Origin of the sequence: Breoghania sp., from assembly GCF_030066895.1 — a bacterium.
GTDB lineage: Bacteria > Pseudomonadota > Alphaproteobacteria > Rhizobiales > Stappiaceae > Breoghania.
On the sequence record NZ_JASJAV010000029.1, the window covers coordinates 20971 to 36200 of the forward strand.

General features: G+C 63.8%; 12 protein-coding genes and 4 pseudogenes. 9 read left to right on the plus strand and 7 right to left on the minus strand.

The annotated features are described in order from the left end of the window. Positions 1-74 precede the first annotated feature (74 nt). Positions 75-750: pseudogene (fdhD, locus tag QNJ43_RS21695) on the minus strand (formate dehydrogenase accessory sulfurtransferase FdhD). A 362-nt stretch (positions 751-1112) separates the two neighbouring features. On the opposite strand from fdhD, the gene QNJ43_RS21700 reads away from it, so the two are divergent. The 7 genes from QNJ43_RS21700 (at position 1113) to QNJ43_RS21730 (ending at position 6969) form a co-directional block, all read left to right on the plus strand. After that, on the plus strand, positions 1113-1394 hold the full coding sequence (locus tag QNJ43_RS21700) for a DUF3175 domain-containing protein (protein ID WP_300473004.1): 282 nt from the start codon (positions 1113-1115) through the stop codon (positions 1392-1394). Positions 1395-1780: 386 nt separating this feature from the next. Continuing rightward, positions 1781-2188: an FAD-dependent monooxygenase gene (locus tag QNJ43_RS21705; RefSeq protein WP_300473006.1), complete on the plus strand. Its 408-nt coding sequence runs from the start codon at positions 1781-1783 to the stop codon at positions 2186-2188. A 213-nt stretch (positions 2189-2401) separates the two neighbouring features. Beyond that, positions 2402-2728, plus strand: coding sequence for an FAD-dependent monooxygenase (locus QNJ43_RS21710; RefSeq protein WP_300473011.1), 327 nt, complete (start codon positions 2402-2404; stop codon positions 2726-2728). A 148-nt stretch (positions 2729-2876) separates the two neighbouring features. Beyond that, a complete protein-coding gene (locus QNJ43_RS21715) occupies positions 2877-4814 on the plus strand; it encodes an HAD-IC family P-type ATPase (RefSeq protein ID WP_300473015.1) in 1938 nt (645 codons plus the stop codon). Continuing rightward, the gene (locus QNJ43_RS21720) at positions 4739-5833 is read left to right on the plus strand and encodes an HAD-IC family P-type ATPase (protein WP_300473018.1); all 1095 of its coding nucleotides are present in this window, start codon (positions 4739-4741) and stop codon (positions 5831-5833) included. The genes QNJ43_RS21715 and QNJ43_RS21720 overlap by 76 nt, the downstream gene beginning before the upstream one ends. After that, on the plus strand, positions 5826-6095 hold the full coding sequence (locus QNJ43_RS21725) for an S-adenosylmethionine synthetase N-terminal domain-containing protein (RefSeq protein WP_300473020.1): 270 nt from the start codon (positions 5826-5828) through the stop codon (positions 6093-6095). The genes QNJ43_RS21720 and QNJ43_RS21725 overlap by 8 nt, the downstream gene beginning before the upstream one ends. A 55-nt stretch (positions 6096-6150) precedes the next feature. Next, the gene (locus QNJ43_RS21730) at positions 6151-6969 is read left to right on the plus strand and encodes a methionine adenosyltransferase domain-containing protein (RefSeq protein WP_300473022.1); all 819 of its coding nucleotides are present in this window, start codon (positions 6151-6153) and stop codon (positions 6967-6969) included. A 225-nt stretch (positions 6970-7194) separates the two neighbouring features. Here the strand turns inward: QNJ43_RS21730 and QNJ43_RS21735 are convergent, their stop codons facing one another. The 5 genes and pseudogenes from QNJ43_RS21735 to QNJ43_RS21755 all read right to left on the minus strand — a co-directional run. Further along, a complete protein-coding gene (locus QNJ43_RS21735; protein ID WP_300473024.1) occupies positions 7195-7332 on the minus strand; it encodes a DUF3775 domain-containing protein in 138 nt (45 codons plus the stop codon). A 13-nt stretch (positions 7333-7345) separates the two neighbouring features. After that, positions 7346-7636, minus strand: a complete 291-nt coding sequence (locus tag QNJ43_RS21740) for a DUF3775 domain-containing protein (RefSeq protein ID WP_300473026.1) — start codon at positions 7634-7636, stop codon at positions 7346-7348. A gap of 80 nt (positions 7637-7716) precedes the next feature. Then, positions 7717-8831, minus strand: a pseudogene (locus tag QNJ43_RS21745) (ABC transporter permease). Positions 8832-8834: 3 nt separating this feature from the next. Further along, a pseudogene (gene rbbA, locus QNJ43_RS21750) lies at positions 8835-11456 on the minus strand (ribosome-associated ATPase/putative transporter RbbA); the annotation flags it as partial. A gap of 84 nt (positions 11457-11540) precedes the next feature. Then, positions 11541-12504 (minus strand): annotated as a pseudogene (locus QNJ43_RS21755) (HlyD family efflux transporter periplasmic adaptor subunit); the annotation flags it as partial. A gap of 501 nt (positions 12505-13005) precedes the next feature. Here QNJ43_RS21755 and QNJ43_RS21760 point away from each other — a divergent pair. Then, complete coding sequence (locus QNJ43_RS21760) at positions 13006-13161, plus strand: DUF5132 domain-containing protein (protein WP_300473029.1); 156 nt, start codon at positions 13006-13008, stop codon at positions 13159-13161. 55 nt (positions 13162-13216) lie between these two features. Beyond that, complete coding sequence (locus QNJ43_RS21765; RefSeq protein ID WP_300473030.1) at positions 13217-13618, plus strand: hypothetical protein; 402 nt, start codon at positions 13217-13219, stop codon at positions 13616-13618. Positions 13619-13846: 228 nt separating this feature from the next. On the opposite strand, the gene QNJ43_RS21770 is transcribed toward QNJ43_RS21765, so the two are convergent. Then, a complete protein-coding gene (locus QNJ43_RS21770; RefSeq protein WP_300473033.1) occupies positions 13847-15226 on the minus strand; it encodes a nicotinate phosphoribosyltransferase in 1380 nt (459 codons plus the stop codon). Positions 15227-15230: the final 4 nt, after the last annotated feature.

Here is a 15230-nt window from a genome sequence, read left to right on the forward strand (position 1 = left end):
GCCGGTCGGAAGGTCGAGCAGGCTTTGGGTTGCTCGTGACGGTGCACGCCTTTGGCGCGCACGGCAAGGACGTGTCATTTCATAACGATGCGTTCGGGGTGGGTATAGACGTCGAAGGCGTCGTTGAGGGCGGTGGCGGCAAGCGTGATGCCGGCCGTATCCGCCATGCGCACCGCAAGGGCGGTCGGGGCGGAAACGGCGACGATGACGGGGGCGCCGAGAACCGCCGCCTTCTGCACCATCTCCACGGAAATCCGGCTCGTCAGCAACAGAAGGCCCGGTTCCTTGAGCCTGCCGCTACGCGCAAGCGCACCGGTCAGCTTGTCGAGGGCGTTGCGGCGTCCGACATCCTCGCGCACGGCGACGAGCCCGTCCCTGATCGTCCACCAGGCAGCCGCGTGAACGGCACCGGTGATCGCGTGCAGCGTCTGGGCGGCGAACATTTCCGCCTGCGCCTTCAAGACGGTATCGGCGGAAAAGCGGGTCGCATCATCCACGGTGCGCGGGGCGGGCACGGCCTCCATCAGGCTTTCGATGCCGCACAGGTCGCAGCCCGTCGGCCCGACGATGCGCCGCCGTCGATCTCGAAAATTGTTGGCCATCTGCGTATCGAGCCAGATGGCGCAGGTCGATGCCTTCCGCAAACACGGCAACATCGACGGAGCGGACTTGATCTGCGAGTTCGATCTGGCCCTCCGTCAGGCTGAAGCCGACGGCATAGTCTTCCAGATCAGTGGGTGTGGCCATCATTACCGTATGCGTCGTGCCGTTATAGGTGATCGCGATGGCGGTCTCTTCGGGAACGGCGCGAAGGCCCGATGGCGGCAGCGGCCGGTTCCAACTTATGGCGGGGAATTCGCTGGCAGGTGTGAGAAGCAGCTCCTGCGTCAGCTTACAACCTGTTTCTGCATCGCTCATGGCTTGCCGCTATAGCGTCATGCGGCCTTTCGCTTCGATTAAAAATTTAAGCCGTGCCGGAGGGGCCTTGCTGCCGGCAGGGCGCGAAACCCGGACGGACCTTCGCTTGCCGCCGCAGGGAAAGATATGATCTCGTCCGGTACGAACAAGGCCAGAGGCAAGGGCGGTTCACCTCGAAAAGGCGAGGCGGGGTGATGGACGATAGCCACAAGTGGTCCGGCGAGGCGACGCGCAAGGGCGATGCGCTGGATCTGGAAGAGGGCGTTTTCGAGAAGGACGATCCCAAGGAGATCGCCGCCTCCCTGAAGGCCTCGGCGGAGGCGAGCGACCGGCGCAAGTCGGCGCCCTATCGCTCGGCCATGTCCATGCTGACCTTCTACATCAACCGGGCTGGTCGCAATCTCTCCGAAGAGCGAAAGACGGTGCTGGAAAAGGCCAAGGCCGAATTGCGCAAGGCCTTCGGTCACGTGCCCTGATACCTCCTTATTGTCGCAGTTTCATCATTGTCGCAGTTTCATCTTTTTCGCTTTTTGCCTCGAACCAAAACCCCGGTCGTCGGTTTCACAATTGTACGAAAGCGCCGGAAGGAGACGGCGCAGGATTTTCAAAATGCTCCGGGAGGCCGGACGCGGAATATGAACGACTGTCGGTACGGTCCTGAACAACATGATGTGGTGATAGTCGGCAGCGGGCCCGTGGGGCTGACGCTGGCGCTGTCGCTTGCCCGCTCCGGGCTCGATGTGCTCGTCGTGGAGAGAGCGGCGAACGTGGGAAATTCCGCGTGCGTATCGCTCATCTGGTCGGGCACCCAGGACGTATTGGTGGAACTGGGGGTCGTCGAGAGGTTGATGGAGGAGGGGCTTTGTCTCTCTGCCCGCGCATGCGGGACGCCGATTACGGCGGCACGCTGGTGTCGTTGCCGCTCAGCGATCTGGAGCGGGACAGGTCGTGCCGACCGCTCGTCATTCTGCCCCAGGCCAAGACGGAAGCGCTCTTGTGCGAGGAAATTCGCAACACGGTCGGCGTGGAGATCCGCTTTTCCTGTGAGATGACCGGGTTCGTGCAGGATTCCTACGGTGTCGATGTCGTTTGCCGCCGGTTGGGGCACGAAGAACGCGTTCGCGCGAAATACGTGGTCGGATGCGATGGCGAGCGCAGCATCGTGCGCACGCATATCCACGGCAGCTTGAGGGGCGGGGATACGAGGCGAGCGTCGCCCTGGCCGATGTCCGTATGCCCGGCAGTGAAAGCCTCGATTTTCCCAGGCTGACCACCTCGCCGCGACTGGCGATCGACTTGCCGGTCAAGGACGACCTGTGGCGCATCATGCTTCCCCATTGCGACCGGAGCGAACCGGATCCGGAGAAATGAATCGCGGAGGCCTGCAGGGGGGCTGTTTGACGCCCCGCCGCAGGAGATCGTGCGCTATGAGGACATGCTGCTGGACCGGCGCATTTCGAGCCAATGAGTCAAGGGTCGGATCGTGCTGGCGGGCGATGCCGCGCACATGAACAAGACGCTGGACGGAGCGGGCCTGAACGAGGGCATTCAGGACGCGTATGCACTTTGCAAGGCGTTGGTGGAGGCGGTCGCGGTCGATCATCCCCAGCCGCTTGTCGACTACGTTGCGGCCCGGCGCCGTACGGTGGAACGTCGCCTGCGTCCGCTCACCGATATGGTGATGCGCGCGCTGCTATATGGTGGCGGCAGGATGATCCATCCCGTCTTTGCGAGCGTGCGCATGATCCTGGCCGTTCCCGGCTGGCGACGTCGCATCTTGCGCCGCCTGGTGCTGGTCGATCCTGCGTAAGCAACCGGGATCGACTGCGCGGGCTGCGATGCACTTTCGATAATTCTCGAACAATTTGGCTTGACCGAAGTCACATTCTTGCAGTGCGATATGACTATCGTCACTTCTTGGCACGTTCCCGTACGAGACTGTGAGTTCGAGACCTTTCATGTCCGCGTTCCGCCTTACCGTTCGCCATGATGCCGTGCCCGGCCGGTTGCGGGCGGAAGTGGCGGGTTTGTGCGGAAACAAGGCGATGGCCGAGACGCTGGAGCGTCGGCTTGCCGCATTCGATGAAATCGGACGGGCCCGCATTCGCTTGCAGACCGGGTCCGTCATCCTCGACTTCGATCGCCGCCTCTCCCATGCCCAGATCCTGATCCGTCTGGAAGAGGCGCTCGATGCGCTCCGAGATGCGCCGGGAGCGGACGCTGTACCGACGAGACAGGCAGTCGCCCGAGGGGGCGGCGAGCGTCCGCGGGCGACGCCTCATTTCGGGGCGCTGAGCGAGATCGTGCGCGGACAAGGGGTGGATCCGGAGCGCGGGCTCGATGAGAGCGAGGCGCGGGACCGGCTCGCGCGATTCGGACCGAATGCCTTGCCGGAGGCGCAGGAGCGCTCGCCGGTCGTGATCTTTCTGAAGCAGTTCGACAGTCTGCCGATTCTGTTGCTGGCAGGCTCGATTGCCGTGTCGCTGGCCTCGGGCGGGGTGGCGGATGCGGCGGCGGCGATGGCGGTCGTGGCGATCAACGGGGTGCTCGGCTATGTCACCGAGGTGCAGGCGGAGCCCACGATCCGGCGGCTGGTTGATTCCTCGCAGCAGGAATGTCTGGTGCTGCGCTCGGGCGCGGAACGGATTTCCGCCGTTCGCGCCATCGTGCCCGACGACATCCTGCTGTTGCGCCCGGGGCAGTATGTGGCCGCCGATGCGCGGTTGACGGCGGCCGACGGTCTGATGATCGACGAGTCTGCGCTGACAGGCGAAAGCGTCGCCGTGATCAAGGCGCCCGACGATGGGCTCCATGCGGAGACTGCATTGTCGGAGCGGCGCAATATCGCCTTTGCGGGCACGTTGATCGTGGCGGGTTCGGGCCGCGCCGTGGTGGTCGTGACGGGGGCGGGCACGGAAATCGCCGCCATTCAGCAACTGGCCGATAAGGCAGAGCGACCAAGAGCGCCGATCGAGCGCGATCTCGACCGGATTAGTGCGCGGCTTGTCGGCGCCAGTCTCGCCGCCTGCGAGGTGTTTTTCGGGCTCGGCTGGATGCGGGGCTATTCGCTCTCGGTGATGTTGCGCGATGCGCTGGCGTTGGCGGTCGCGGTGCCGGAGGGCCTGCCCACGGTGGCGACGACGATGCTTGCGCGCGGTATCCGCCAGATGGAGAAATCCGGCATCCTGATCGGTCGTCTCGACGTGGTGGAAAGCCTCGGCGCGCTTCAAACCCTGTGCTTCGACAAGACCGGCACGCTGACGGTCAACTCCATGGTCGCGCGGGTGGGGGAAGCCGGCGGTGTGCGGTTCGAGGCGAATGGTGCCGGACTGGTGCCTGCCGGGCCTGACGGAGATCGGGTCGCTCTCGATGCTCTTCTCGACGTGATCGTGCTCAACAGCGAGGCGGAGGTCACAGTTGCAGGGGCGATAGACGAAGCAGTCTCCTCGGCGACAGAACGGGCCTTGTTTCAGCTTGCGATCGATGCGGGCTGCGGGATCCGGGATCGGCGAGCAACCTTGCCGCGCCTGCGTTATCTCGACCGGGAAAACGGGCGTCGTTTTACTGCCTCCGTGCATGAGAGAGACGGCGACCGGCTGGTGACGGTGAAGGGCAGCCCGGCCGACGTTCTGTCCATGCGCGCGCGGCACTCTGTGGATGGGGCTGCGTCGCGCTTGATGACGTTGCCCGCGGGCGATTTCTGGCGCGCAACGATGCGCTGGCGGCTCTTCCGGCGCGCGTGCTCGCCTTTGCAAGCGGTTCCGCGCAGGCGGGCGTGGGTGATCTGGAGGCGGATTTCATCTTTCTGGGTTTTGTGGCGATGGTCGATCCGGTGCGACCCGGAGCGAAGGATTTCGTCGCCGCGCTCCACCGGGCGGGTATCGCCACCAAGATGATCACCGGCGATCAGGCCGCCACTGCGCAGGCGCTTGCCGAGCAATTCGATCTGGGGGCGGGCGCACCGATCCGGGTGGTCGATGCGGGCGATCTTGCCTCCATCGATCCGGCGGTTCTCGCAGGGCTCGCCCGGCAAGCGCACGCCTTTGCTCGCGTCAGCCCGCAACAGAAGCTCATCCTCGTGCAGGCCTTGCAGGCGGACGGCTCGATCGTCGGCATGACGGGGGACGGCATCAACGACGGTCCGGCGCTGAAGGCGGCGGATGTGGGCATCGCCATGGGCCGGTCCGGCACGACGCTGGCGCGCGATGTCGCCAACGTGGTGATTGCCGGCGACGAATTGCCGACGCTTATCTCTGCCATCGGGCAAGGGCGGGCGGTCTATCGCAATATCCGCCAGTCGCTGGAATATCTGGTGACGACGAACCTGTCGGAAATCATCGTGGAGATGGTGGAAGCGATCCACGGCCCGGGCGAACTGGAAACGCCGATGGAGCTTTTGTGGATCAATCTCGTCACCGACATCTTTCCCGGTCTCGGGCTCGCCATGGCGCGACTGGACGAGGACATCATGCGGGTGCCGCCGCGTGCCGGCGGGGAGCAAATCATTCTCGGCGAGGATGCCAAGCGCATGGGCGCGGACGGGGCGCTGATCGCGGCAAGCGCGATCGTGGTGCATCTGCGCGGGCTAACCTTCAACACACTGGTGATGGGCCAGCTTTCTCTATACGCTGGGCGCGCAACGGTTCGAACGCGGCGGCGTGCGGCTCGACAGGATTTTCGCCAACAGGACGCTGGATGCCGCGCTTGTGGGCTCCATCGCGTTGCAGGCGTTGCCCTTCATAGTGCCTTCGCTCGGGCTGCTTCTCGGCATTGCGCCGCTGCGCAAAAGCGATGTCACCTTCTCCATGGGAACGGCGGTGATCCCCGTCGGCGTGACGCTGGCGCGTCAGGCCCTGTCGCGGGGGCGCGGGACACGGAAAGGGTGCGGGAAAGGGAAAGGACGGGCGATGCGTAACTTCGTGCATACCTCTGAATCGGTCACCGTCGGGCATCCGGACAAGCTGTGCGACCTGATTTCCGACAGCATGGTCGATGCGTTTCTGACGCAGGATCCGCCGCGTTCCGTCAACGCGGAATGCGCGCTGGCCTCCGGCATCGTGTCCTGGCGGTGCGCAGTCGCGGCGAAATGCAGACCGATCTTGCGGGCGTCGTCCGCCGGGCGATCGGGGCGGCGGGCTATACGGGCGAAGGCTTCAACGCTCAAAACTGCACGGTGATGACCAACTCGCGCAGGATGCACAAGGCGGCGTTGATCCGCTGGACGACATGCATGTGGAGCATTCCGCGACGCAGATCGGCTATGCCTGCCGCCATACGCCTGAACTGATGCCCTTGCCGATCGTTGCCGCCCACCGGCTGAGCCGGAGGCTGGAGGTCGCTCTCAAGGACGGCGCCGCTCAGTTCCTCTCACCCGACGGGCAGGTGCAGGTGGCCGTGGAATTTCGCGAACGCAGCCCCGTCCGCATTCACAATATCGGCCTCACCGCTGCCTTGAGTGAGGGCGTGGGTGTCGACGAGATCCGGATGGTCGAGGAACTGCTGCGGAACGAGACGATCCCTGCGGCCTTCGAGGGATTGTCGGTGGCACCGGACCACGAAACCCGCATTCTGGTGCGCACGGTTCCCGCTGCTGGTGAAGGAATGGGACGCCATTCCGGCCTGACCGGGCGCAAGACGGCCGATGACGGCTATGGTGGTTTCTGTCGTCAGGCGACGGGGAGCCTGAGCGGCAAGGATCCGCGCCGGATCGACCGCACCGCCGCCTATGCGGCCCGCCACATCGGCAAATGCGTGGCGGCGGCGGATCTGGCGGGTGAATGCGAGGTTCAGCTTTCCTATTGCGCGGGGCAGGATGAAGCGGTGAGCCTTGCAGTCGATACCTTCGCAAGCGGCCGGATTGCCGATGACGAGATCTTTCGGCGGGTGATGCGTCGGTTCGATCTCACCCCGGCCGCGATCGCCGAGCGCTATCGGCTGTGGCAGCTGCCTGCGGACAATGGCGGGCACTTTTACGCGCGGTTGGCCGCCTACGGCCATAATGGGCCGGGAGGATCTCGGTGCGCCGTGGGAGGATGTCTCGGCTGCTGTTGATCTGGCGGGGTCGCTGGGCTTGGTGTGTGTTGCCCATCCTTCGAGATGCAGCCTGCGGCTGCTCCTCAGGATGACGTTATCGTGTTGTAATGACTGAATAAGTCCTCAACACATTCAACGTCATCCTGAGGAGCCGTCGCCAGACGGCGTCTCGAAGGATGGGCATTCACATGAACGGGGCTACACCGCGGCCCCGCCTCGAACCTCACGAACTCTGAATGCGCCTTACAGGTGCTGTTCCTCGTACTCCGCGCAGGAGTAGCCCAGCATCGACAGTCCCTCGTGGAGATAGTCGGCCAGAAGCGGCGTGCCGCACAGGTATTCGGCGATGTGCTTGTTGTGGGCCTCGGTGGTGTCCTCCACCAGGCTCTCCCAGTCATCCGTGGTGTAGTCCGCCGCGGCCCAGCCACATCAGCGCGACGAGATCGATCTGGGCGTCGACCGTCAGGTTTTCGATCAGCGAGGTCAGTTCCTCCAAGGTCGGATCCTCGCCGCCCTCGTCGATTACGTCCATCGCGTTGTCGTTGTCGGGACCGGAGCCGTTTTCGCTGCTGCCGTCGTCCTTGTCGTCAAGCTCGCGGGCCTTGAAGGCGATGTAGCAGGCGGTTTCCAGCGGGATCGACAGGTCCGGCCGGTCGTTGTCTGTCTGAGGGGAACGCTTCGTCATTGTGGATTGCCTCCGTGACTGAGGGATCTCGTATTCCTGTCAACAGAACCGGGCTCATTCCCTGAGGGACCCTACAATTCTTATTTCAGAAACGCTCGGAAGCGGTTCAAGGCGATGGAGAAGAATATCCCGCCAATAAGGATGAGCGCCATTAGTTGCGGCCAGACAACGGAGAGCTCCGCGCCGCAGAACAGGACCGATTGGGCCAGAATGACGAAATGGGTGTTGGGCGCGGCCAGCATGATCCACTGGATGATTTCCGGCATGCGCGCGCGGGGTCATGCCGCCGGACAGGATCTGCAGTGGCAGCAGCACCAGTACCAGAAGCATGACGAATTGCGGCATGGACCCGGCGACGGTGGCCAGAAAGATGCCGAGCGCGGTGGTGGCGAAGACCTCCAGCGCGGTTCCGGCGAGAAACAGCGACATCGACCCCTGAATGGGGACGTCGAGCAGTCCCTTGACCACGATGAGCAAGCAGCGACACGGCGGAGGCGACGAGCACCACGACGCCCATCGACCAAACCTTGGAGAGCATGATCTCGAACGGCGTTACCGGCATGACGAGTAGATGCTCGACCGTGCCGTGTTCGCGCTCGCGGATGAGGGCTGCCCCGGTCAGGATGATGGCGAGCATGGTGACGTTGTCGATCATCGACATGATCGCGCCGAACCAGCTCGGATTGAGTTCGGGATTGAAGCGGGAGCGCAGCGCAAGCGTCACCGGAAGGTCATCGCCGCTGCAATGGCGGTCCGGGAATTCACTCACCTCGCTGGACACGATGCTCTGGATGTGGCCCGCCCCCGTGAAGGCCTGCGACATGCGGGTGGCATCCATGTTGAGCTGGAGCGCGGGCTGCTTTCCCGCCAGCAGATCGCGCTGGAAGTTGGGCGAAATGTCGAGCGCGAACGTGTCGAGCCCGGCATCCATGCGGGCGTCCATCTGGTCGGTGGTGATGCGCTCGGGCTTCAGGAAGTAGGGCGGGTAGAAGGCCGACGTGAGGCGTGCGGAAAGCGGCGAGCGGTCCTTGTCAACGATGGCGATCGCGGCCTTGGAGAGCGATTCCGGTACGGCTTTGGAGTACGTGTAGATCACCACCGAGAAGGCGAAGATGATCAGGTCGAGCAGGGCGGGATCGCGAACCAGGCCCCGCAATTCCTTCACGCCGAGGTTCCAGATATTCGCGATGCGCATGATCTACCTCGCCTGCTTGCGAAGGAGGAGAGCGCCTGCACCGATCAGCACGGGAATGGCGACGACGAGCGGCCAGAAGGATCCTGCCAATCAGTCGAAGCCGAGTGCCTTGGAGAAGGTGCCGCGCGAGATCATCACGAAATAGGTCGTTGGATAGATCTCGCCGATGACGCGGCCTGCACCTTGCAGCGACGAAACAGGATCCATGATGCCGGAGAACTGCGCGGCCGGAATGAGGGTCAGCAGCGCGGTCGCAAACAGTGCCGCGATCTGGCTCTTGAAGAAGGCGGAGATGACAAACCCCATTGCCGTGGCCGCGATGACATAGAGGAAGCCGCCGGCCAGAAAGGCGAGATAGCTGCCGTTGAAACGCACCTGGAAGGCCAGCATGGCGAAGAGCAGCAGCAGGACGCAGTTCCCCATGACGAGCGCCACATAGGGCAATTGCTTGCCTAGCAGGAATTCCAGCCGGGTGACCGGTGTCACGTAGAGATTGACGATCGAGCCCAGCTCCTTCTCCCGCACGATCGACAGGGCCGTGAGCATGGCGGGGATGAGCATCAGCAGCATCGGGATGACCGCCGGAACCATGGCGACCAGACTTTCCACGTTGGGATTTTAGCGATAGCGGAGGGCGACTGTGAAATCGGCGGCGGCGGCTTCGGGACAGATCTCGTTCGCCTTGCGTTGCAGCCATAGGGCGAACATGCCCTGGACATAACCCGATGCCGTTTCCGCGCGCATCACGTCGCTGGCGAAGTTCGGCGGGATCTCGATCGCCAGACTGATTTCGCCAGCGCGCATGCGCCGGTCGAGATCCTCGTAGTCGGTGATCGGGGCCTTCTCGATGAAATAGCGCGAGCCGGAAATATCGAGTAGGAAATCGCGACTGAGCAAGGTGTCGTCGCGGTCGGGAGCTGCGAATGAGAGGTTCTCGACATCCATGTTGATGCCGTAGCCTATGACGAACATCAGGATGACGGTGCCGAGGATCGCAAGGGTCGCGCGGATCGGATCCTGCTTCAGTTCGATGGCCTCGCGGCGGCTGAAACTGAGCATGCGGCGCAGGTGGAACGGCCGGTGGCGGGGTATTGCGTGCACCTGCTCGCCGGACGTGGTTTCAACGTGAGCGGTGCAGCGCTCCGGTTTGTCCACGATCTCGTCGAGATAGGCGATGAAGGCTTCTTCGAGATCCGCGACGCCGCGCTTTTCAACGATTGCCGCTGGCGTGTCGCTGACTAGAACCTTGCCCGTATGCATCAGCGAGATGCGGTCACAGCGCCTCCGCCTCTTTCATGAAATGGGTGGAGATGAAGATGGTCACGCCGTCGCGGCGGGAAAGGTCGGCCAGGATCTGCCAGAAGGCGTCACGGACGATCGGATCGACGCCCGAGGCGACTCATCCAGAATGAGGACGTCGGGCGCATGGATCATGGCGACTGCCAGCGACAGGCGTTGCCGGATGCCGAGCGGCAGGCCGTCTGGCAGGGAGCCCGAGACCTCCTCCAGATCGAAGCGGGCCAACATTTCCTTCACGCGTGCCGGAATGCGCTCGGCGGGCATGGAGAAGAGGCGGGCGTGCAGTTCCAGGTTCTGGCGCACGGTCAACTCGCCATAGAGCGAGAATGCCTGCGACATGTAACCGACGCGGTGGCGCACCTCCATGTCGTTCGGATCGATTGCACGGCCGAACAGGTCCGCCGTTCCCTCGCTGGCAGGCAGAAGGCCGGTCAGCATCTTCATGGTCGTGGTCTTGCCGCAGCCGTTGGAGCCGAGAAAGCCGAAGATTTCGCCCTTGTGGATGCGGAAGCTGACGGCATCGACAGCGGTGAAATCGCCGAAGTACTTGGTCAGATGGTCGGCCGCAATGGCGATCTCGCCATCGCCTGTGCGTGGCGGGATGACGATGTCGATGTGACCGGCGCGCTCTTCCTCCGGCAGAAGGTCGATGAAGACGGTGTCGAGGTCGTCGGTGCCCGTGCGTTCCATCAGCGCCTGAGGAGTGCCGATCGCCAGAACCTGCCCGGCATTCATCGCGACCAGCAAGTCGAAGCGCGCGGCCTCTTCCATGTAGGCGGTTGCGACGATCACGCTCATGCCCGGCCGCCCGGCGCGGATATCGTCGATCAGTTCCCAGAACTGGCGCCTCGACAGCGGATCGACGCCGGTCGTCGGCTCATCGAGAATGAGAAGGTCGGGGTCGTGGATCAGCGCGCAGCACAGGTCGAGCTTCTGCTTCATGCCGCCCGACAGCTTGCCCGCCGGACGGTCGGCGAAGGGGGGCGAGGCCGGTCGCCTTCAGAAGTTCCTTGATGCGGCGTTCTCGCTCTTCCCGCGCATGGCCGAACAGGCGGCCGAAGAACTCCACGTTCTCGAAGACCGACAGCGTTGCATAGAGATTGCGGCCGAGTCCCTGAGGCATGTAGGCGATGCGCGGGCAGGTTCGGTTGCGGTGCCGCGTATTGGCGATGTTGCTGCCGAGCACGGTGATCGTGCCGTTCTGGATGGCTCGCGCACCCGCGATCAGCGACAGGAGAGTGGATTTTCCCACCCCGTCGGGACCGATCAGGCCGACCATGCAGCCTGCGGGAATGGTGAGGTCGACTGCGCCTCTAGGGCGCGCGTGTATTTGAAGGCGTGGGAAACGCCCTAAAGCAGGCAGACGATTGCGGCGTCCTTATTCGCCGCCGGGATCCGGACCCTCGGCGCTCATTTGACGAGATTGTCCTCAAGCCAGGTCGGCCAGGCGGCATCGGAGTCGACCTTCACATAGGCCACGCCGGGCAGGCCGGTCTTCACCATGGTGATGTAGCGCTGCAGCAGATCGGGATTGATCCGGGCCTTGACGCGGAACATCAGTTTCTGGCGCTCCTCCTCGGTTTCCACCGTCTTGGGCGTGAACTGAGCGACGTTGGCCACATAGGTGATGCTGGCGGGAATGACGTATTTCGGTGCCGCATCGAGCACGATGCGGGCCTCAGCCCCGATCGCCAGCCGTCCGGCCTGGCGGGTGGGCAGGAAGAAGGTCAGATAGACGTCGGCGAGATCGACGAGATTGAGCACCCGGCCGCCGCTGGAAACGATCTCGCCGGGGCGCGCCACGAGATATTGCACGCGGGGCTTCGAGCGTGGAATCCGCGATCTGCGTCTCGATATAGTCGAGCGCCGCCTTGGCCGGGTCGACGGCGGCTTCCGCATCCACGACCTGTGCCCTGGCTGCGGAGATGCTGGCGTCGGATGCCGCAAGCGAGGCCTCTGCCGCCGCCTATGCTGCGCGCGATTGGGGCTCACTCGCCTCGTCGTCATCGAGAACCTGCTGGGAGACGGCGTCGGTGCGCACCAGATGTTGCGTGCGGGCGAGCTTCTTTTCAGCCGCCTCGAGTTTGGCCTTGCGCTGTTCCGTGACGGCTTGGGCCGCACGCTTTTCCACCTCGCGCTGGGTGACGAGACTGTCGGCGGTCTCGATGCCGATTTCGGCGCGGCGCAGTTCGGCTGCCGCCTGGCGCTTCTGGGCGACAAGCTGGTCGGTGTCCATCTTCACCAGAGCCTGCCCCTTCTCGACGAAAACGCCTTCAGAAACGGTGATTTCGGCGATGCGGCCCGCGGTCTTGGCGGCGATGTCGATTTTGGTCGCCTCGAGGCGACCGTTGCCGCTGGCAATGCCTTCGGGAAGGTCGCCATTTGTGAAGTTCTGTCAGAGAGCCGCGCCCCCGGCGATCAGACCAGCGACAATCAGGGCCGGAATCCAGCGCTTGTCGGTAATCTTCATTTCGGGCGTGCTTCGTGATGCGAAAGGGGCTTGTCGAGGGTCTGCGGCCTATGTAACAGCGATACAGTGGCGTTGTGGCGGATACCGGAAAATGTCGCGGTGCAGCGGGAAGATGCTGCCGGCGGCTGTCATCTGAACAGAAGATTCGACGAAAGACCTCTCATGCTTGCCGTCTCCCCCTATGAGAGAGTTTGAATTGCAGACATTATCTCTGACATTTTTACGAAAAAACCTACGATAAGAAGGGCACTGACTTTATGACACGGGTTGGATAACGCGGGCCGGCTGACCGCTCGTGATCCGGATAACGATGTTGGAGATGTGTCTTGGTCGACAGAAAAATCTTGCTGGGCGCGCCGCTCGCAACGGGGCCGCTGCTCGTGGTGCCCGGGGGTCGCCGCGACCGTGGTTCGCACCGGACGCCCTCTGGTCAAGGGAGCGCTTAAGGTGGGCCTGTCCGCGTTTGCCGAAGCTCGGCGGACGGGCGCGCAGGTCTACGAGGATCTTGAGGACATCGTGGCCGAGGTGAAGGAAGACCTGAACGGGGACGCGGAAGGCTAAGACGCGGCCGCGACTCCGGCCGAGGTAGGGGCGGCAACTGCCGACAGGGCCTGACATGTCCGCAACCGCACCGCTTCGCGCCAGCATCGCCCATCGCACGCCGCGCCGGTTGCGCCTCCTGGTGCCGAAGATCGAGGGAGATGCGCTCCGGTCCACAGATCTCGCCGACCGAGTCGCGCTGATCGAGGGAGTGAGCCACGTCGTTGCCCGTCCGGCGACGGCGAGCCTCATCGTGGAGTGTGCGGACAGCGAGGCCGTTCTGACGGCGATGCAGGACGACTGGCTTGTGCGCATCGGCCCGCCACCGAAGGCCGTGCCACTGGAGGTTCGGCTCAAGTTTCTGGCGCTGCAGATCGACTCAGGCTTTGGGGCGCCGCTCGGCCGGGCTGGTGGACTTGCGCGGCAGCGCGGTCGCAGTGCTGTTGCTGGCGGCTGCCTACCAGATGTTCCGGGGTAATATATGCGGATTAGATCGTCCCGTTTTGCACGTGAAGAGGTGTGAGCCAGTCACCTCTCCAATGGGGAGAGGTCGGCGCGCATGCGCTGGGTGAGGGGTGGAGATATCTCCGTATCCCCGAGAGCCTGACGCCCCTCACCCCAACCCTCTCCCCACGGGAGAGGGGGCGAAAGCGGCCAGCTACCTTTGGGAGCCGGCCGGTTCCTTCAAGGAGAAGCCCGGTCCGCCTCAGCACGCTTCCATGCTGCGGCCGTGCGGTTCCTTTTCCAGATCTTCGGCCAGTGCTCGCAGGGCGGGGGAGACGGTGATCGGGTAGTCGGGCGTGTTCTCCAGCCGCTTGAACGCCTCTGGCACATGGGCCAGTTCGTTGGTCGCGTGGGTGCGGATCTCGTCGAGAGTGGGCAGCGGCTCCACCAGAGCGCCGTCGCGCAGGATCGGCTTCAGCAGGGGTTCGCCGGGGGCGATCTCGTCGGTGCCGGTGATACGGTCGCCCGCAATCAGGCCGTCGGCGTCGAGCGTGCGCCAGACCTGGGTCGCGCCGGGCCAGTAGGACTTGCCTTCCGCCAGTTTGCGCTGGGCGGTTCCCTCGTAGACCTTCAGCTTGTAGCCGCAATCGAGCGAGGGGAGATCGTCGGAGGTCACGAGGCTGGTGCCGACGCCGTAAAAATCGATCGGGGCTTCCTTGGCGATCAGCTTCGCCAGTTCGTATTCATCAAGCCCGCCGCTTGCCACGATCTGCAGGTGACCGAGGCCGCCGTCGTCGAGGATCTTGCGAACCTTCCGCGCATGGTCGGCGAGATCGCCGCTGTCGATGCGTACGCCCTTCAGGCGGATGCCCTGTTCGTGCAGCTTCGACGCTAGTTCCACCAGACGGCGCGCAGCGCGCTCGATTTCGTAGGTGTCGAGCAGGAAGACAGTTTGCTCGGGACGGGCCACAGCAAAGGCGCGGAAGGCCTCAATCTCGTCGGTGAAGGTTTGGACGAAGGAATGGGCCATCGTGCCATAAAGCGGGATGTCGAAGTGACGTCCGGCGGGAACGCTCGTGGTGCCGTTGAACCCGGCAAGATAGGCGGCGCGAGCGGCCAGAATGCCGCTTTCGCCGGAATGCGCCCGGCGCAGACCGAAATCGACAATGCCCTTGCCGGGGGCCGCCAGCATCATACGCGCGGCCTTGGTGGCCACCAGCGTCTGGAACTGCAGGAAGTTGATGAGACGGGTCTCGATCAACTGCGCCTCGGCGACAGGTGCAGTGATGCGCACCAGCGGCTCATGGGCGAAGACGACGCTGCCCTCGGGCACGGCGTCGACATGGCCGGTGAAGCGGAAATCGGTGAGATATTCGGCCAGTTGATCGTAGAAGTCGTCGGCCTGACGCAGCCAGTCGATTTCGCCCTGATCGACGCGTGCGCCCAGCAGGAAGCCGATGAGCTGTTCCAGTCCGGCGCTCATCAGGAAGCCGCGGTTCTTCGGCATGCAGCGCACGAAGAACTCGAAAATGGCGGTGCCGTCCATGCCTGCGGAGCGATAGGCCTCCAGCATGTTGAGCTGATAAAGGTCGGTCACCAGAAGGCTGTGGCCGAAATCGGTCTTGGAAAGAGTATCTGCCATGGGT